We start from the raw sequence: 20,038 nt of genomic DNA on the forward strand, positions 1-20,038 counted from the left end.
ATTAATAAGGATAATTTTTAATGAAAGATAGAGCGGCATCCCCTCGATTTCACTATGCTTGGGTCATTGCAATTATTACCTTCCTGACGCTGCTCACAACTGCCGGTATTCGCTCCACTCCGGGGGTGCTGCTTGTTCCATTGGGCGAGGATTTTCATTGGAATAGAGCAACGGTTTCGCTTGCAATCGCCATTAACCTAGTTCTTTTTGGTCTGTTTGGTCCTTTCGCCGCCGCCTTGATGGATAGATTTGGCGTAAGGCGAGTGATGTTAATTGCCTTTGGCACGATTGCCTGCGCTTTATTATTGACTACTATTATGACCGAACCGTGGCAACTTTATATATTATGGGGTGGAATGGTCGGAACATCTACCGGAGCAACTGCTACAGTGCTGGCAGCATTTGTAACTAACCGCTGGTTTGTGAAACAGCGCGGGTTGGTGCTGGGCGTGATGACCGCCAGCAATGCTACCGGGCAACTGGTATTTCTACCGCTGCTGGCAACCCTGATTACCTCGTTTGGTTGGAGGGCAGCATCGTGGACTACCCTAACTGCAATAATTATTTTATTTCCGCTAGTTGCCATATTCATGCGGAATCGCCCTTCCGATAAAGGTTTAAAAGCTTACGGGGCTGAACCGGATGCCGTAGAACCGGAAAGAAGCGTCGGAAACCCTTTTGCAAACGCTATAAACGGCTTGTTGCGTGGCTTACGTTCGCGCGATTTTTGGCTTCTTTCCGGCAGTTTTTTTATTTGCGGCGCTACCACCAACGGGCTTATCGGCACACATCTGATTCCTGCCTCGATGGATCATGGCATATCGGAAGTAACTGCTGCGAGTTTGCTTGCGCTTATCGGTATCTTTGATATTATCGGCACCACCGCTTCAGGTTGGCTCTCAGACCGAGTTGATAATCGCGTGTTGTTGGCGTGGTACTATGGCTTGCGAGGTCTCTCGTTGCTTTTCTTGCCTTACGCTCTAGGTACAGGCTTTCTGTCGCTGGCAGTATTTATCGTATTTTACGGGCTGGATTGGGTCGCTACAGTACCGCCCACCGTTCGCTTAACCGCCGATATTTTTGGGAAAGCCAGTGCCGCCGTAATTTTTGGCTGGATATTCGCTGCACACCAACTAGGCGCGGCTTTTGCTTCTTTTGGGGCAGGCACGCTTTACACAATTTTGGGCGATTATCAAGTTAGCTTCTTGTTGGCGGGTCTTTTATCGCTTATTGCTTCGGGTCTGGTAATCAGGATTGGGCATAAGTCAGGAAAAATCCCGCCTACCCCTAAAGAAGTATCCCAGCAAGCAGCCTAATTTAAATTGCTCAGATTAAAAACAATGCACTTAAAACTTGTACTTGCAACATTTATCTGTTTATTTTTGCTATTGGGCTTTAGCCGGGCAAGTGTGGCAAATGCCCATTCCGGCTTTCTTCGCTCTGACCCTGCCGATAATTCAATTCTCGTAACTGCCCCGGATATGATTAATATTTGGTTCAGCGAACCGATTCGGTTGATTCGCCCCGGTGTGACCGTTTTCTCCCCATCCGGGAATAAAATTGAAACCGATGTGCCTGTAATCGAGGGGCAGAAAGTTACGGTTCCTCTAAAGCTCACCCAGAATGGGACATATCGGGTGGTTTGGCAAGTTATATCCGAAGATACTCATCCGGTTCGGGGCAGTTTTAGCTTTAGTGTAGGTAATCAAAGCTCGCAATTGTCAGGAAATTCGGCTGAATTTGGCTCGGTTTCATTGCTAGGCTTAGGCTTGCAAACCTTATCACGTTGGTTGCACTTTCTCGGTTATGCGCTCGGCTTTTTTCCTATATTATTTGGACTTTTCGCGCTTAAAAACCGAACAGAACAAGCAGAAAAGATAATATGGCGACTTGTAAATTCAGGAATATTATTGCTGGTGGTGGCGGAACCGCTGGCATTATTCGGACAGAGCGCCAGCCTTGATGAATCTCAGATTTTCGACAGCATAACCATTGGAGATATTCTAGCTTCAAATTTTGGGCGTGTCTTGGGGCAAAGGCTAGGCGCAGCCTTACTGTTATGGGTGCTGGTTAGCGTGGCAAGGCAAGGAAATACGGCAGCTAGAAGCGCGATTTTGGCAACAGGTATTGTTTTAGCGGTGGCAGACGGGCAATCCAGCCATGCGATTAATTTCGGGATAGCCGGATTGGCTATAAATACCTTGCATTTGTTAGCAATGGGCGTATGGGTAGGCGGTCTTTTCACGCTCATTGCTATTTGGCGATTAGCGGAAATAGCTTCTCAACGCCAGTATATAATCAAGCGTTTTGGAAGGTTAGCTGCCCTTGCTGTGCTGGTTCTGGTGACTACCGGAGTTACCAGCAGCATCCTCCAAACATATAAGCTTGAAATTGAAAGTAACTATGGCAAGACCTTAATTTTAAAGCTGCTTGTTTTTGTTGCTGCCATTTTCATTGTATTTGCAGGATTACGTGCCAGCCTGTTTCTGCGATGGCGCTGGTGGTTGGTGGAAGGGTTAGCGCTTGCTTCTATTCTGTTTATTGCGGGCTTGCTGGTATCGCTTCCGGTAGGTTAATCAACAGAATTTTAGCTTGTAACAATAAAAATGAACCTAGATATAGAGACAAGGGGTTTAAACCCCTTGCCTGAATCATATCATTAGAAGCCTAATTTATTAGCATCCCGTCTTTCATATTTACCTGACGGTCACACCTAGCTGCAATATTTGGGTCGTGTGTGACAATACATACGGTTAAACCGAGTCGGGCGCGTAAATCGCTTAATAAATCAAGGATTTCCTGCCCTCTTTGGCTGTCCAAGTTCCCCGTTGGTTCATCGCCTAATAACAACGCGGGTTGGTTAGCCAATGCTCTGGCAATGGCAACACGCTGTTGCTCGCCACCGGATAATTGAGTAGGCTTATTATTGAGACGATTGCTTAACCCCACCAAACCCAACAACTCGCGAGCGCGTTCTTCCGGCTTAAACTGAGCTTTTTTATCAAATTGAACCGGAAGCATCACGTTTTCCAATGCGCTTAGAGTAGGCACAAGATTGAAGAACTGGAAAACGAAGCCTATGGTGCGGTTTCGCACTCTAGCAAGTTGTTTTTCTTTGAGCTTGCTGATATTCTGCCCGGCAATCAAAACCTCACCGGAAGTTGGCACATCTAACCCGCCAATAATACCAAGCATAGTGGTTTTGCCTGAGCCGCTCGCGCCGACTATTGCCACCATCTCCCCCTGTTTTACCTGAAAGTTTGCCTCATGCAGAATGGTAAGATTTTGGTCGCGGCTCAAGCGTACAGTTTTAGTAATGTTGCGGCATTCTACAATGGTAGCACCCAACCCATTAGTGGGCATTTGTGCCACCTGTTTATTTATCTCTAAATTACTCATGTGTTAAAGATTACTCCCTTCTATCTTCCTATAACTTGAATGCTAATTATTCGTAACGCAACACTACCATTGGTTTTTCTTGCGCGGCGCCCCAAGCGGAGGCAATTGTCGCCGATACTGCCAGAACCAACGCTAAACCAATCATTCCAAAGGTAATGAAGGGTGAAATATCCAGCACTGCCGGGTTGTCTGCCGTACCAAACAATTGCACCACAAATATTGCAAGCGTGGTTGACAATATAATCCCAAATAACCCACCCAGAAAGCCCACGATGATACTTTCCAAGTTGATGATAGCTAAAACCCGATTGTTATCTGCGCCGATGCTTTTCATTACGCCCATCTCGGTTCGGCGATCTAGCACTGCTAACGCCACATTGTTAGCAATTAGCACTGCTCCGGCAATCAAGCACAGAAACGCCAGCAATACCGGGAAAGCGGTAAAGTTATCCAGCAACTGATTAAATATATTGGTAATGAAGGATAAATTGGTGACATTTGCGCCGGGGAAAGTAGTCTGAAAATACTTTTCTGCCTGGTCAACCTTCCCCTGCGAAATGGTAAGCGCGTACTGGAATTGGTGCGCTGGTAGCTGTCCCACTCGGTTATAAGTAGTTACGGCAGAGCCAATGTTAACCAAAAAGCTCTTATTTTCAAATATACCGGTAATCGTAAGGCTAAGTTCTTTGCCGCTGAAATCTTTATACACCAGTTTGTCACCGATTTTCAGGTTAAAGGCATCCTGAACTTGGTTAGAAATGGTTACTTCATCGTCTTTTTCATAGAGCTTGCCCTCTTTTAATTTAGCCAGTCCCAGTAAATCTTGGGTACTCATCCCGCCGATTAGTGACATATCGGGAACGCCGATATTGAAAGGATTACCCTGCTGCTGGTTTGAAGTCTCGTCAGCAGCATCCTTTTTAACCTTAGCGGCAATTAGCTCATCTGCGGAAGTGTTGCCCCCACTTGTCCATTGCACTTTTGCATAGGTGAAAACAAGCTGTTTCTCCAGACCCGGAACTTGCTTATTCTCGATACTTTTTTGAATTGCTTGACTCTGATTATCGTTAGTTACCTGAACCTGAAGGCTATAGCCAAAGCTCTTTTCCAGCGTTGCTTTAATGGTATCTTTCAGGCTACCCGCTAATATCAGCACGAACGACATCGCGAAAATGCCGACCAACATAACCAACACTGTAATTGCGCTCTTGGCACGATTACGGCTCAGGTTGCGCCTCGCCATTTTATAATTTAAGCCGAATGGCAAAGGGAGTTTGCCAACCACCCACAATATGCCAGAAAATATCAGTATCAGAATGGCACAACTTACCAGCGTACCAAATGCCATCAGTACGCCTTGCAGCAGTTCTCCTTTGAGAATAACGCCTGCCATTAAGCCCATTACAACTGTCATCACCAGAATGATGCCAATAGTAGCCCAAATTGAAATGCGGGGTAGGGCGTTGGTTTTTTGTCTTAATACCTGAGCGGGTGGTATTTTGCTGGCAGAATAAGCGGGTAATAACCCGAATACAATTGCAGTAATGATGCCAACCAAAAAGCCCATAATTATCGGATTTAAGTAAACCCTGTACTCCAATGAGCGGTTTACAAACCCTTCGGCTGCTCGGCTGGTTATTAACGCTAACAATTCACCCAGAATGATGCCAAAAAAGCTACCGATGAAACCAAGAATCGCCGATTCAATTACAAAGATTTTTACGGTTTGTCCGGCTTCCATTCCAATGGCTTTTATTGTGGCAATTTCTGTGCTACGCCGCCCTACTACCACCAGCATAGTATTTACCACACCCACGCTACCGATTAGCAAACTTATCAACCCGACATAGCTCAACAAGGTGCTTATGCCGTCCGATGCCTGTTTTACCTGATCGTTTATTTCGGCGCTGGTAGTAGCTTTAAAGCGTGGTGAAAGCGCTTTGACCGCGTCACGCGCTTTGTTATCTGCTGCTTCATTGCTTGCAGTTTTCACAAATACAGTGTTGGGCATTACATTTTCTGGGCTAAAGAGCAATTTAGCAGTAGCATTGCTCAAATAATTGTAGCCAAGAAATTCTGCCTGATTGTCCGGGCTTTTTGCTTTACTATTTAGAATACCCACTACTTCGATTTCAGTGGTTAAATCCCCCGTAGCTTTAACCTTATCTCCTACTTTAGCATTGATGCTACTAGCCATTTTGCTGTTAATGACTATCTGAGCGGGTTTTAGTAAAACATCCTTTAAGGATTTACCGGCAGGAGCTTCCAAATCAACTTTACCATAATAAGGATATTTAGTAGGGTCAATAATAAACGAACTATAGAAACTACCAAATTCGCTACTTTTGCTCCCATCCGGTTTGAAAATGGTGATGCCTATACCGTTTCCAATCCAGTAGGTGTAATCAAGGATTGTGCCAGCTTGTTTGAGGGCATCAAATTTGGAAAGCTCTTCTGTGGAGAAAGTATTTTGGCGGTTAGTGACAACCACATCTGCCCCAGCTTGCGCTTTCGCATCTCCAGAAATGGAGTCGCTGATGGCTTGCCCAGTAGTTTGAAGCGCTACGATAGCAGCCACACCCACTGCAATACACAAGATTGCAAAAAATGTGCGCTGTCCACCGCGCCAGATAGAACGCCAAGCATATTTGAAATAAAGGGTTAGTGTTTGCATTAATAGCCTTTCCTGTTTTCAAACCCAACGACATGACGATTAATTCTCCGGCTGAAGCATTTCATCATTGTACTATAAAAAAATTTATAGTTAACCCAATGTACTTTATAGTATAAAACGCTCCTGCTAAAAATTATGCGACGAAAGACCAATTTCATGTTCATTTAACGCGCGTTCTTTGGTTTGACAAAAATACTCGGCAAATTGTTTCAGATGTTCCCAAATGTAAGAGAGATTTTAGTTGACATAATTAAAATGCACATGCTTTTAAAATATAAAAGAGCAAGCATGTTATTAGCTTGCTCTCAAAGAATCTTTAAAGAAGGTTGTACCTTAGCGTTTTTTTACAAGGAACCAAGCTGAAGGCAATACTACTGCTGCTAATACCATCTTTACAGCATCAGCCAGTAAAAACGGTAAAATCGCGCGAGTAAAAGCAAGCTCAACCCCAAAGGTTAGGGAGTACCAAAAACCGCCCATCACCAGAATTATCAGGTTGCCTATCAGCATTGCCAGAAAAGAGGTGGTAAAGCGTTTATCCCAGCCTTTTTCAGCCAGCCAACCTATTATAAAAGCGGAAACAGCGAACCCGAAAAGATACCCCGCCGTAACGCCGGTTAGGGCAGAGAAGCCGGAATTACCGTTGGCAAAAAAGGGCAGACCCAACGCGCCTTCCGCCAAATATAACCCAACTGCGGCAAGCCCACGTTTGCTTCCAAGTATTGCCGCTGCCAGCACTACAATCATGTTTGAAGCCACAAACGGCACTTCACTGATAGGCGGTATATAGAAACGCACCTGTGCTGCTAAGGCTATCAACAGGCTGAAGCCTACTATTAGGCTCGCTTCTCTGACCCATACGAGCCGTCTTGAGGTGGGTATTAAATCTGAGAATGTTACAGGTCGGGCTGTAACTAATTCATTCCCTTTGCTGTTAGGAACTTGCATTTTGTGGTTTCCTTCACTTAGTTGTTATTGAGTGATTTCCAACTTACTTTCAGACTCTGAGACACCTGCTTCATCAAAGGTAGCCATTTCCTCCAGTGTTCTTGTGGCAGCTTCAATCACGCTCATGGCAATTGCCGCCCCAGTACCTTCACCCAAACGCAGGTTAAGATTTAACAAGGGGCTTAACTCCATATGTTCCAGCATTGCCCGGTGACCAATTTCAACCGAGTTATGAGCAGAAATTAGATAGCTACTTACCGGTGGATACCATTCGGTAGCAATCAAGGCGGCAGCGGTACTAATAAAACCGTCTATAACTACAGGTATTTGTGCCGCTGCTGCCCCAAATATCAATCCGGTCAAACCGGCTATTTCAAACCCACCCACTTTTGCTAAAACATCCAGTGGGTCGGATTTATCGGGTCTATTGGTTTCAATAGAGCGTTCGATCACACCTATTTTACGCGATAAACCGGAATCATCCAAACCGGTACCGCGTCCTGTAACCATGCCTACGGGAAGTCCGGTAAACGTAGCTACAATGGCGCTGCTTGGTGTTGTATTACCGATACCCATATCGCCGGTTCCAACCACATCAAGCCCTTTCTCCGCTTCTTGACGGGCTATTTCAATTCCGGCAAGTACCGCTTTTAAGGCTTCGAGCCTAGTCATAGCCTGACCAGTCATCATATTACGAGTGCCATAGCCAATTTTTCGATTTAATAAGCCGGGATGCTCCGGTAAATCGGTGGCTACCCCTAAATCTGCTACTACTACTCTCGCCCCAACCTGACGCGCCAGCACATTAATCGCAGCGCCGCCCCGTAGGAAATTAAACACCATTTGAGGGGTGACTTCAGAAGGATACGCGCTTACGCCTTCACTTACCACGCCATGGTCGCCAGCCATTAATACAATGCACTTCCTATCAACTTTGGGGTGCGGGTTTCCGGTGATACCGGCGAGTTTTACAGTAATTTCTTCGAGTCTTCCAAGACTGCCGGAGGGTTTGGTTAGGCGTTCTTGTCTAGCGCGTACTGCCGCCATTGCCTCTTTATCCATAGGCTTAATAGCGGCTAAAGTTGCTTCAATTTCCCGTTTCAAGCTCTCTTCCATTGTTCAGTTTCCTCTCATTTCAGGTATGCTATCATAAATTATTGATACCTTACAAGAGGAGTACGAGAGTAGGAAATGCTTAAAGCACAATCCAAAATCAACAACAAATCATCCCCTTGTATTTTAAAGTGGGTGGAAGTATTGCTATAAAATTCTGAGGTGGGGATTGAGCTAATTTGAGCCAATTTCTTACTGACGTGCCCTTTCTCGCGAAGGTCAACACGGTCTCTTGAGGGCAGGCGTTCTGGCTTGAGGCAATTAATACCTCTTACAGCAGCGGGACTGCGTCGGAGTTGCACCGATCTTTCCCTGTGTACTCTTTGCTAATATCGAATAAATTAGCGCAAAAAGAGTCCCTCAATCTATTTTTTTAATATAATCAGGTTAAGTCTAACAGTATATCCAAAAATAGTAAGTAATTTGCACTACCATATCAGTGTAGTTGCAGGAAAAGATGGAAATTAAGGCTTTGGCAATCTCACTGTGGTGGAACCACCCACAAACTTGGTACATTTTTTATTATTTGAACGGTGCAAATCTAGGCGAGTTCGTCCAACACTTCTAATCCAGCGTCCGGCAGGTACACAGTCTGCATATGGTATCTTTAGATATTGCCCAAGACACCATAAGGCATTATTATCACTCACGTCATTACTTACTTCATTGGTGGATTCTAAATGAGTAAGAAATTTTGTGATAAAATCTTCAAGCGTTTTTCCTGTTTCCCCCTGATATGCTTGCGCTTGTAATGTGTGCAAGTATTCATTAGGAGAACAACCTACTTCTAATTGTTTTCTGCCTCCTATTGTCTTTCCTAGACCTTGTTGCGGCATAATGGGGGAACTTTCAACTAATCCCACAGACCAACCTGCAACCGCGCAAATCTGCCCATTATTTACTACTTCTAATTTGGTCAGTCCCTTATGGGTGCTTGAATAGGCTTGCGGAAAATATACAAGTTCGTCTGTGTCTAGAGCTTGTTTTAAGGTTTCCCATACCCACACATGTTTTTCTTTATTGACGCGAACAGCTACTAAAGGGTCAGATGGAGAAAGTCTGGTTTGATAAATTTCCCTCGCATGTTTAAGAATAGCTGCTTTTAGTCGGTCAATAAGAAGGGCTGTTGGCATTGCTAGGGGTGTTAATTCTAAATTATCAAACCCTTGTGGAACTTTTCTGGATACAAGTTCTCTATTTTGAGCAAATAGTTCTATAACCTGCTCTTGGGTTGGAATGGGATACTCTTTTCCATCAATTCCAAGCGCCCCAAGATTTTGGGAATTTGGAAGAAGCGTGAGAATACCGGAGCGGTTTAAGGCGTTAACACAACGGACATATTCCCTTTCAACAGGAAATAATTGCTCTGATGGAGGGGAGCTTTTCATGTGCGATGTGTCTATAGATTGCTTTACCATACCCCATATTACCATTTTTTTGTCTAGTACAGAAAATTCTAAATAAAGCGCAAGAATAAGCTGTGGCTGCGACATCGAAAGTGGGCAAAAAAAAACGGCAGGAATACGCCTGCCGCCATCGAATTATTACTTAGGGGTTACTTTGCTTTTCAGTTTTAGCTTCATTGCACGGCTACCCGGAGTTTCATTGCCTATATCAAAGGTAGCGCCAATCTTGCCATCTTTATCGGCGAATGTCACTACTCCGGCAATTTCAATTTCCACTTCGGTTTCGCCGCTTACTCCTGCGCCAACTTGCTCCAATACACTGCTGACAAGCTCGGCGAGACTAATTTCAGGATGCGTTTCTTCCTTTTCAGTTTCGGCTTGTCGCATTATTCCGACACCGCCTTTTTTCTTTTCTTCCGGTTTGCCGGTTAAAACTGCAATTTGAATGCCCATCGTAATTTATCGCTCCTTTTTAACTATAATTCGTGCTATATTAAAGCCCGGTGTCCGCCATTATAGCATAGGCTGAATTTAACCGGGCTACTCATTGTGTTAGAGTCGTATAAGATTTAGGAAGGGTGATACACCCCGAATACTCCGCGCAAAGTATTGCAAATCTCACCAAGTGTTATTAGGTTTTCAACGCAATCAATTATATAAGGCATCAGGTTATCGGTACCTTCCGCCGCAGTTTTCAAGGCTTCCAACTTGGCTGTAGCAACCTCACTATTACGGCGGGCTTTTAGCGCATTCAGGCGTGCAATTTGCTCATCACGTAGAGCCGGATTTAACTTCAAGCGATCCACTGTGGCGGTTTCATCAATCGCAAATTTGTTAACGCCCACAATTATACGTTGTCCGGTTTCTACTTCTTCCTGCCACCGATAGGCTGCATCCTCTATTTCGTGATGGAAGAAGCCCCGATCTAGTGCCTTGAGAGTACCGCCCATCTCATCAATTTTATCGAGATATTCCTGAGCTTTTTGCTCAATTTCGTCCGTAAGCGCCTCAACCATATAGCTACCCGCCAACGGGTCAATCGTGTCGGCAACGCCACTTTCATAAGCCAGAATTTGCTGAGTGCGTAGGGCTATACGAACTGCTTTTTCGGTAGGTAGCGCCAACGCCTCATCCATACTGTTGGTGTGTAGGGATTGAGTTCCACCGAGTACAGATGCCAATGCTTGAAGCGTAACCCGTACAATATTGTTTTCAGGTTGTTGTGCGGTTAGCATAGAACCGGCAGTTTGGGTGTGGAAACGAAGCATCCAACTCTGAGGGTTCTGTGCCTTGAAGCGGTTACGCATAATTTTCGCCCATAGCCGCCGGGCAGCGCGAAATTTAGCTACTTCTTCAAAAAATTCGTTATGGGCGTTGAAGAAGAAGCTAAGGCGTGAAGCAAATTTATCAACATCCTGCCCGCTGGCAATCGCCGCTTCCACATAGGCAATGCCATTAGCAATGGTAAAAGCTACTTCCTGTACAGCGGTGCTTCCGGCTTCACGAATATGATAACCGCTGATACTGATGGTATTCCAGTTCGGTACTTCGTTGGTGCAGAAGGCAATCATATCGGTAATCAGGCGCATGCTTGGGCGAGATGGATAGATATAAGTGCCGCGTGCCACGTACTCTTTGAGGATGTCGTTTTGGACTGTGCCGCCAATTTTATTAAGCGGTACTCCGTTCTTTTTGGCTACGGCGATATAGAGCGCCAACAACACCGATGCGGTAGAGTTAATGGTCATTGAGGTGGTAATTTTGTCGAGCGGCAAGCCGTTTAGCAAAACTTCCATATCATCCAGTGAGCAGATACTCACCCCGACTTTTCCCACTTCACCGTCCGACATTGGGTGGTCCGCATCGTAGCCCATTTGGGTAGGCAAATCAAACGCTACTGAGAGACCAGTTTGCCCCTGACCTAACAGGTAATGATAACGTTTGTTGGATTCTTCCGCGCTTCCGAACCCGGCGTACTGGCGCATTGTCCAGAACCTGCCGCGATACATGGTTGGTTGCACTCCACGAGTGAAAGGATATTGCCCCGGATAACCTAGTTCTTTCTCGTAATCCTGCTTTTGCAGGTCTTCAGAAGTATAAAGTCGTTTTAAGGCTAAGCCACTGTTAGTCTGGAAATTTCCTTTGCGTTCGGGAGATTTCTTCAAGACCGGTTTTACCGCTTGTTCTTCCCATTGTTCTTTTTTACTGGTAATTTCGTTAGAGGCGGACATCTGTATGCTCCTACCAAGGTTAACTTTTGACCCAGCCTATTTATCGAAAAAATGCAGGTGTTAGCCCTGCGGAGTCAATAAGTTTCTTAAAAATAGTTATTCTAGGATAAGCAGGGCTTTGTTTTGTTCGACAGTCTGCCCTGCGCTAACTAGAATTTCTTTGATAACGCCTTGACGAGGCGCTTTCAATTCATTTTCCATTTTCATGGCTTCAAGCACTATTAATCGTTGTCCTTGTTCCACCTGGTCTCCCGGTTTTACACCTACTATAGTAACTAGACCGGGCATTGGCGCTTTAATTTTGATTTCACCTGATTCTATTGCTGATGCTTGCGTCAGGCTTGCGAAACGATGCTGACGCTCGGTCTCAACGCTTATAGAATAAGGCTGCCCATCTATTGATACTTGATAATCCGTACCTTCGCGGGTGTTCATATAAACTACGTGCGATTTATTATCTACCAGCATCGAATAGTGTTTGTTTCCAATTACACGGGTAAAATCAACCGCCCACTCTCGCCCATCCGGTAATTTTACAGTAGTATTCCCGGTGGAGTCGGTAATTACTTCAAGCCTGAATTCCTGATCGCCTGCTTTGCAATAATATATCATATGCTTTTTCCTGACTAGAAGTTCAAATACCGCTTATAGTTAACCGCGCCGCAGCACTTCGCGCCGCGCTACTTCTTTCCATCCAGACTTATCAACATTGCCGTTTACAATTGAATGTGCGACACCTTTACCCTGCCGCTCTTCGTTTTGCACGGTTTCTTCTATCAAGGCTCCGGCAATCGCCGCTAGAACAGGTTCAATCGGACGATATTGCGGATCAGGTTTTAGCGCCGGGTTGGTTTCCAATGAAGTGGTATAAAATTCCCCACTCAAGAAAGCTTCGGAAGCCAGCAATTGTTGATGGAAAGGTATGGTGGTTTTGATACCATACAGACGATATTCGCGCAACGCCCGTTGCATCCGCTCAATTGCTTGCAAACGATTATTACCGTAGGTTATTAATTTTGAAATCATTGGGTCGTAATAGAGTGATACTTCATAGCCATCGAAAACGGCGCTATCAAGCCTCACGCCCGGTCCATTGGGTGACACGTTGCGCTCAATTATACCAATGGATGGCAGGAAGTTATTAAAGGGGTCTTCCGCAGTGATTCGGCATTCGATAGACCAGCCTTTAAGAATAATGTCTTCTTGCTTGTAACTGAGGGGTAAGCCTGATGCTATTTTCAATTGTTCGGTAACAATATCAACCCCAGTGATTAGCTCGGTAACAGGATGCTCAACCTGAAGGCGAGTATTCATTTCCATAAAGTAGAATTTTTTGTCGTTGGTAACGAGGAATTCAATCGTACCAGCATTGACATAGTTCGCTTTTTTCGCAGCGGCTACTGCCACTTCGCCCATACGTTTGCGTAAATCATCGTCAAGCGCCATTGAGGGAGCTTCTTCCAGCATTTTTTGATGGCGGCGCTGCATGCTACACTCACGCTCTCCAAGATAAATAGCATTTCCAAAAACATCTGCTATTATTTGGATTTCAACGTGTTTGACGTTTTCCAACAATTTTTCGATGTAAACGCCACCGTACCCAAAGGAATTAGCGGCTTCGCGGGTGGCAGCGCCGAATGCCGACTCGATTTCATCCGAGCTACGCACTACGCGCATGCCTTTGCCGCCACCGCCCGCAGCGGCTTTAATTAATACAGGATAACCAATTTCGTCTGAAATACTTTTCGCTTCTGCCGCAGTTTTCGCTTCTGCATCTGTACCCGGAACGAGTGGAACACCCGCAGCACGTGCCAGTTGTTTTGCCATTACCTTGTCGCCCATATTTCGGATTGCAGCAGCAGGTGGTCCGATAAACACTAACCCAGCTTCTACACAAGCCTCGGCAAATTCTGCTCGTTCAGATAAAAAACCGTAACCGGGATGGATAGCATCTGCCCCTGATTTTTTTGCCACGTCAATTATTCGGTCAATCCGCAGATAACTATCTCTAGCGGGGGCAGGTCCAATCAGATAGGCTTCATCAGCATAACGGACGTGAAGACTTTTACGGTCGGCTTCGCTGAAAACTGCTACAGTGGCAATACCGAGGTCACGGCAGGCTCGGATAACTCTGATAGCAATTTCGCCACGGTTGGCGATCAGCACTTTTTTCAACATCTCTGCTCTACCTCGAGTTTAGACTATGAGCGCGGCTATTACCTCTTACCGCAAAGCAAATGTAAGTGTTTAGACCCGTGAAAAATAGCTTTTAAGGGGGTCATAACAATAGTCACATTATCAACTATTTGGGCTAAAATTGCAAAGCAGATTTAGTGTAGTGCAGGGCTTTTCAGAGAATAATATTTTTTACAATTGCCGAACCTAGCATATTGGCAACCTATAAAATTTCAGAAGTGGCAGCAAGCTCAAATTGTTAAATCTTGAATCGCCCTAGATTGTCAAGCTGACCTCTTTATTTTGAGGGCAAAAGTTGCTATGATTGGCAGCAAATATCACAAGGAGAAAAGTTCTGTAATGAGCAACCAACTTGACATAAATACTAAAGTCGCTGACCCGGTGCTGCAATTTGACGACATGCGTCTGCGCCAGATTTCTGCGCCCGTACCCGAAGCCGAGTTTGATGGCGCGTGGCTGCGCGATTGGGTGGGGCGATTGGATTACTCACGGATAAAGTTTGGCGGTATCGGCATTGCTGCGCCACAGGTGGGGCTATTTTTGCGGTTGGTGGCACTTGCGATTCCGGCGCACGAGCGGGTGGGTTTTGGGCAGGTAGCAGAAATGCCGCTGCACGCGCTGGTAAACCCGCAAATAGTGTGGTATTCAGAAGATAAGCGCAGAGCCGCCGAGGGTTGTCTATCGGTTAAGGGTTATGAGGGCTTTGTGGTGCGTCCCGGCAAAATCGGGGTGGTGGCGTACAGCCCGGAGGGTAAGCAATTGGAGTTTGAAGCCGATAGTCTTTATGCCCGCGCTTTGCAGCATGAAATTGACCATTTGGATGGTATCCTCTACCCTGACCGAATTACTGCTTTGCGCGACCTTCGCAAAGTTTCGCCCGTTGCGCCGGATGACCCGGTACTGAATTTTAACAAGCTCATTCCCCGCTCTGAAACTGGAATAGTGCTGTAATAGAAAAAGCCCGGATTCTCGTCCGGGCTTTCTGGCTAGAATTACTGTGGACTACTGCTGCTGGTAGTCCACCGCAAAATTGCTAATTCTTGGTGTTGTCTCCGTCTGCTTCGGTCTTGTACATATTTGCTAGGTTCTTGTAGAACTGCCAGCGTTTTTTAACGTCGGCATCGGCTTGTTTCAGCATTTCGGCTGCTTCTTCCTTTTGCCCGTTATTAGCCAATACCTGATAGCGACCCTCGTTTTTGCTGTATTCCTCAAAGGTGGTGGTTGGGTCTTTGGAATCCAGTAGGAACGGGGTTTCGCCCAACTCTGCCTTTTCAGGATTGAAGCGGTAGATGGGCCAATCGCCTGATTGTACTGCCAGTTTCTGCTGCTCCAGACCTTTACGCATATCAATGCCGTGAGCAATACAATGAGAGTAAGCGATGATAATAGCGGGTCCATCGTAGGCTTCGGCTTCTAGGAAGGCGTTGAGTGTTTGCTGGTCGTTTGCGCCCATTGACACACGCGCTACATAAACCGAGCCGTAGGACATCGCCAACAAGCCGAGGTCTTTCTTGGGTTTGGCTTTGCCCTTTGAGGCAAATTTGGCAACTGCCGATAGCGGGGTGGCTTTGGAAGCCTGACCGCCGGTATTGGAATAGACTTCGGTATCTAGCACCAGTACCTTGACATTGCGACCGCTTGCCAGCACATGGTCGAGACCGCCGTAACCGATGTCATACGCCCAACCGTCGCCGCCGACAATCCAAACGCTGCGCCTTACCAAGATGTCCGCCAGAACCGACAGGTCTTTCATATAAGTATAACGGCTATCCTCTAGGCTGGTAACTTCCAAAACGGGCTGTAGCTTCTGCTTGAGCAGTTCTACCCGCTCGCGCTGTTCCTTCAAGCCCAATTCCCCAGACTGATCGGCTTTTAGCAAGCCTTCTACCAAGTCGTCGCCAAGCACGTCCGCCAGTTTTGGCAGAAGTTCTTGCACGTATTCAAGCTGTTTGTCCAGAGCTAAGCGCATGCCCAACCCGAACTCAGCGTTATCTTCAAACAGCGAGTTCGACCATGCCGGACCGCGCCCTTGACGGTTGTATGACCAAGGAGTGGTGGGGAGGTTGCCGCCGAAGATTGAAGAACAGCCGGTGGCGTTGGCGATGTGCGACCTGTCGCCGAACAACTGAGTTAGCAACTTGATGTAAGGCGTTTCACCACAACCGGAGCAAGCACCCGAAAACTCGAAGAGCGGTTGCAGCAATTGCGAGTTCTTGATTGAGCCGAAGGTTAGGCTGGTGCGATCTACTTCCGGCAAGGAGAGGAAGAAATCCCAGTTCGCTTTTTCCGGCTCGCGCAAAGGCAGTTGGGGCGCGAAGTTGAGGGCTTTGCGTCCGGGCTGTTTCTTGTCTTTCACCGGGCAAACTTCGATACATAGCGCACAACTGGTACAATCTTCTGGCGCAACTTGCAAGGTGTAGAGTTTATCGCCGAATTCTTTGAAACGCGCTTCTGTACTCTTGAAGGTAGGGGAGGCACTTTCCAGCAAAGCGGGGTCATACACTTTCTGGCGAATAGCGGCGTGAGGGCAAACCATTACGCATTTGCCGCATTGGATACAAATGTCCTGTTCCCACACTGGCAAATCGGTGGCAAGGTTGCGCTTTTCCCATTGGGATGAACCGCTTGGGTAAGTGCCATCTATAGGCATTGCCGATACCGGCAGGGCATCGCCTTCCAGCGAAATCATCTGTCCTAGCACATCGCGCACGAAATCTGGAGCGCCTGCTACTACCGCATCACGAATCACCAACGAACCGGATACTTCGGTTGGCACTTGCACTTCTCGCAGATTGGCAAGAGTTTGATCTACCGCAAGGTAGTTCTTCTGCACAACCGCTTCACCACGCTTGCTGTAGCTCTTTTTGATAGATTCCTTGATTTTGGCAATTGCTTGGTCTTTAGGAAGCACTCCACTCAGCGCGAAGAAGCAGGTCTGCATAATGGTGTTGACACGACCGCCCATGCCGGTGTCGCTGGCTACTTGCTGCCCGTCAATTACGTAGAACTTGAGTTTTTTGTCAATTATTGCTTGCTGAGTCTTGACCGGGATGTAATTCCAGACTTCTTCAGGCCCGTAGGAGGTGTTGAGTAGGAATACGCCACCCTGCCGAGCGTTTTTCACCACATCGTATTTCTCAAGGAAGCCGAACTGGTGGCAAGCTAGGAAGTCCGCTTCGCTAATCAGATAAGCGGCGTGAATTGGGTTAGGTCCAAAGCGCAAATGCGAATTTGTAACCGTGCCTGATTTCTTCGAGTCAAAGTTGAAATAGCCCTGTGCGTAGTTGTCGGTTTCTTCACCGATAATCTTGATGGAGTTTTTGTTTGCGCCAACAGTACCATCAGAGCCTAAACCCCAGAAGACGCAGCGGACAGTTGAATCTTTCTCAATTGAGAAATGCGGGTCATACGAAAGGCTGGTAAAGGTCACGTCATCGTTGATACCAACGGTAAAATGATTGAGCGGCTCCGCTTTGGTCAGTTCATCGAAAACGCCCTTGACCATAGCGGGGGTAAATTCTTTGGAGGAAAGACCATAGCGACCACCCACAACTTTGATAGCGTGCGAGTCGTATCCTAAATCTTTGCCGCCCTCGCTCAACGCTCCCACTATATCAAGGTAGAGCGGTTCGCCGCCGCTACCGGGTTCTTTCGTGCGGTCCAGTACGGCGATAGTTTTAACGGTGGCGGGTAACGCTTGCAGCAAGTGTTTAACCGAGAAGGGGCGGTATAGGTGTATTTTTAACACGCCAACCTGCTCGCCTAATTCGTTCAGATATTTAACGGTTTCTTCGACAGTCTCTGCGCCAGACCCCATTACAACGATTACCCGCTCGGCGTTAGGCGCTCCTACATAATCATAAAGCTTGTATTGTCTGCCGGTAATCGAGGCGAATTTGTCCATCGCGTCCTGCACGATTTCAGGGCAATTCAGATAATAGGGGTTCGCGCTTTCACGCCCTTGAAAATAGACATCGGGGTTTTGAGCAGTACCGCGAATGAAGGGATGTTCGGGCGATAGTGCGCGTCGTCGGTGTTCTTGCACCAAATCTTGGTCTATCATAGCGCGAAGGTCGGCATCCTCTATTTCCTCGATTTTGTTGATTTCATGGGAAGTGCGGAAGCCGTCAAAGAAATGGATAAAAGGAACGCGGGCTTTTAGGGTGGCGGAATGAGCTATAGCCGCGAAATCTTGCGCTTCTTGGACGCTGTTCGAGGAGAGCAACGCCCATCCGGTAGCGCGAACTGCCATCACATCGGCATGGTCGCCGAAGATGGAAAGCCCTTGCGCTGCCAGCGAACGTGCCGCCACATGGAACACGGTAGAGGTCAATTCACCGGCAATTTTGTACATATTAGGAATCATTAAAAGCAACCCTTGAGAAGCGGTGAAGGTTGAAGCAAGGGCGCCGGTTTGGAGCGCTCCGTGCAACGCGCCCGCCGCGCCGCCTTCAGATTGCATTTCTTCTACCATAGGAACAGTTCCCCAGATATTCTTTTTCCGGAGAGCAAAACGACTATCCGCCAATTCCCCCATAGCGGTGGAAGGCGTGATTGGATAAACTGCTAGTACTTCACTTAATTTGTAGGCTACGTTTCCAGCAGCTTCATTGCCGTCAACCATTACCTGTTTGCGAGCCATTTAAACACCCCTTTTTTGCATGTTGCCATATTACGAATACTCATTGTTTTTGTTGACTCCAGATTAATTCTTAACGGTTAAAACTAGGGTAAACAAAGGTAAACAAAGAGTAAATCTACAATAGGCAAAAACGTTCCGCGAAAATAAATTATACGAGCATCGGAATCGGTTAAATATGTTACTGTATAGGCTACTCTGCATATACCAACCGCCCTTTGCGCCAAGAAACTATTAATACATCCTGCTGATTTAAAGCTTCATGCGTGCTACCGCTTATCCAAGGTTGGAAATAGCTTTTGATGATTCCATCATTCAAAGAGCTTTCTTCCAACGCTGCCCGCAGTTTCTCGCGGTTGTCGGCGCTACCCGGCTTCCTGAGCGCAGCTATCAGCAAGCGGGTAGCGTCATAACTCTGCGCCACCCCACCGGGAAAATCAATCGTATCGGTGTTAAAAAACCGTTTGTAGCGATTGATAAAATCGGTGTAGCGGGCGTTTTGGTTCTCGATAAAGGTTTGGGGCAGAAAGATATTTTCGGCGATTACCGGCAAGCCTTTGCCAAAACTTAAAAGGCTTAGGTTGTTGCTACCCGCAATCGGGATAATAAAATCATGTTCTGCCAGCAGCGCCCGCAGTTGCCCACAGGTTGGAGCGCTGCCCCAGAAGAAAATAGCTTCAGGCGCTGTTGCTTTTACGCGGTTGGCATATTCTTTCTGGCTTTCGTTCTTATCGTCAGTATAAAACGGCTCATCAAAAACCGGGCTGATATTTTTGCTTTTTAAAAATGTCTGCCAAGTCTTACGCCCTTCTTGACCCGCCTTGCTGCTATCGGTAATCAGGGCGTAACGGCTATAACCGCGTTTCTGGAAAAAACTTTGAAGTGCTTCGAACTGCTCAACATCTGACGCTGCTAGGCGAAAGACATAACTGTTGTCGTTCTGGGTAATTCGCTGGCTGGAGGCAACCGTAACCAGCCAAGGCACTTGCCATTGATTTGCCAGTGGCGCTTCCGCCAACCCTACCTCATCACTGACTGTCCCAATAATGGCGACGACCCGCTCCTTATCCACCAAATCCGCTAACACTACCTTTGCCATGTCCGGGCTGGATTGGTCGTTGCGTTCTATCAATGAGATTTTACGCCCGTTCAGCCAGCCGTTTTGCTTTAGCTCGTCCAATGCCAGCAACACCCCACGCCGCATCGCCGCTGCGTAAGCCGCGTTTGCGCCGGTGAGCGGACCCACCAACCCGATTTTAATATCGCCGGTGCCGTTCCCCACCACCGGGCTAGGCTGAATATTGGGTATGGCAGTAGCGGTTACTTCCTCGCTACAGCCAGCCGCCAACAATACTATTAGCAGAGCCAGCAAAGCCCGAAACTCTTTCAAATTATAGTTCCCTTTCAGTCTATACATTTTAGCATTCCTAGC

The 20,038-nt window shown here is 46.8% G+C and carries 14 protein-coding genes and 1 riboswitch; of the genes, 3 read left to right on the forward strand and 11 right to left on the reverse strand.

The genetic code is table 11. From position 1 onward, the window contains the following. The first annotated feature begins 20 nt into the window (after positions 1-20). Complete coding sequence (locus WCK19_RS05410) at positions 21-1,316, forward strand: MFS transporter (RefSeq protein WP_342396346.1); 1,296 nt, start codon at positions 21-23, stop codon at positions 1,314-1,316. A gap of 24 nt (positions 1,317-1,340) precedes the next feature. Continuing rightward, the gene (locus WCK19_RS05415; protein ID WP_342396347.1) at positions 1,341-2,576 is read left to right on the forward strand and encodes a copper resistance protein CopC; all 1,236 of its coding nucleotides are present in this window, start codon (positions 1,341-1,343) and stop codon (positions 2,574-2,576) included. Between the two features lie 91 nt (positions 2,577-2,667). On the opposite strand, the gene WCK19_RS05420 is transcribed toward WCK19_RS05415, so the two are convergent. From WCK19_RS05420 to accC, 9 genes are all read right to left on the reverse strand, one after another. Further along, on the reverse strand, positions 2,668-3,399 hold the full coding sequence (locus WCK19_RS05420) for an ABC transporter ATP-binding protein (RefSeq protein ID WP_342396348.1): 732 nt from the start codon (positions 3,397-3,399) through the stop codon (positions 2,668-2,670). Positions 3,400-3,445: 46 nt separating this feature from the next. Further along, positions 3,446-6,073 (reverse strand): FtsX-like permease family protein, encoded by a 2,628-nt coding sequence (locus tag WCK19_RS05425; RefSeq protein WP_342396349.1) that lies wholly within the window; start codon positions 6,071-6,073, stop codon positions 3,446-3,448. 333 nt (positions 6,074-6,406) lie between these two features. Beyond that, positions 6,407-7,021, reverse strand: coding sequence for a biotin transporter BioY (locus tag WCK19_RS05430; RefSeq protein WP_342396350.1), 615 nt, complete (start codon positions 7,019-7,021; stop codon positions 6,407-6,409). A gap of 24 nt (positions 7,022-7,045) precedes the next feature. Beyond that, positions 7,046-8,137, reverse strand: coding sequence for a nicotinate-nucleotide--dimethylbenzimidazole phosphoribosyltransferase (gene cobT / locus WCK19_RS05435; RefSeq protein WP_342396351.1), 1,092 nt, complete (start codon positions 8,135-8,137; stop codon positions 7,046-7,048). Between the two features lie 216 nt (positions 8,138-8,353). Beyond that, a riboswitch (cobalamin riboswitch) is annotated at positions 8,354-8,511 on the reverse strand. Positions 8,512-8,598: 87 nt separating this feature from the next. Then, entirely contained in the window at positions 8,599-9,552 is a 954-nt protein-coding gene (locus WCK19_RS05440) for a hypothetical protein (RefSeq protein WP_342396352.1), read from the reverse strand. 126 nt (positions 9,553-9,678) lie between these two features. Beyond that, positions 9,679-9,993: a hypothetical protein gene (locus WCK19_RS05445; RefSeq protein WP_342396353.1), complete on the reverse strand. Its 315-nt coding sequence runs from the start codon at positions 9,991-9,993 to the stop codon at positions 9,679-9,681. Positions 9,994-10,109: 116 nt separating this feature from the next. Next, positions 10,110-11,771, reverse strand: a complete 1,662-nt coding sequence (locus WCK19_RS05450) for a methylmalonyl-CoA mutase family protein (RefSeq protein WP_342396354.1) — start codon at positions 11,769-11,771, stop codon at positions 10,110-10,112. 96 nt (positions 11,772-11,867) lie between these two features. Next, entirely contained in the window at positions 11,868-12,383 is a 516-nt protein-coding gene (locus WCK19_RS05455) for an acetyl-CoA carboxylase biotin carboxyl carrier protein subunit (protein ID WP_342396355.1), read from the reverse strand. Between the two features lie 39 nt (positions 12,384-12,422). Then, complete coding sequence (gene accC, locus WCK19_RS05460) at positions 12,423-13,949, reverse strand: acetyl-CoA carboxylase biotin carboxylase subunit (protein WP_342396356.1); 1,527 nt, start codon at positions 13,947-13,949, stop codon at positions 12,423-12,425. Positions 13,950-14,306: 357 nt separating this feature from the next. On the opposite strand from accC, the gene WCK19_RS05465 reads away from it, so the two are divergent. Next, positions 14,307-14,918, forward strand: coding sequence for a peptide deformylase (locus tag WCK19_RS05465; protein WP_342396357.1), 612 nt, complete (start codon positions 14,307-14,309; stop codon positions 14,916-14,918). Positions 14,919-15,000: 82 nt separating this feature from the next. Here WCK19_RS05465 and nifJ read toward each other — a convergent pair whose 3' ends face one another. Both nifJ and WCK19_RS05475 read right to left on the reverse strand, forming a co-directional pair. Beyond that, positions 15,001-18,609: a pyruvate:ferredoxin (flavodoxin) oxidoreductase gene (gene nifJ / locus WCK19_RS05470; RefSeq protein ID WP_342396358.1), complete on the reverse strand. Its 3,609-nt coding sequence runs from the start codon at positions 18,607-18,609 to the stop codon at positions 15,001-15,003. 190 nt (positions 18,610-18,799) lie between these two features. Then, complete coding sequence (locus tag WCK19_RS05475; protein ID WP_342396359.1) at positions 18,800-20,023, reverse strand: ABC transporter substrate-binding protein; 1,224 nt, start codon at positions 20,021-20,023, stop codon at positions 18,800-18,802. Positions 20,024-20,038 lie beyond the last annotated feature (15 nt).

Source organism: Candidatus Chlorohelix sp., assembly GCF_037138995.1.
Classification (GTDB): Bacteria; Chloroflexota; Chloroflexia; order Chloroheliales; family Chloroheliaceae; genus Chlorohelix.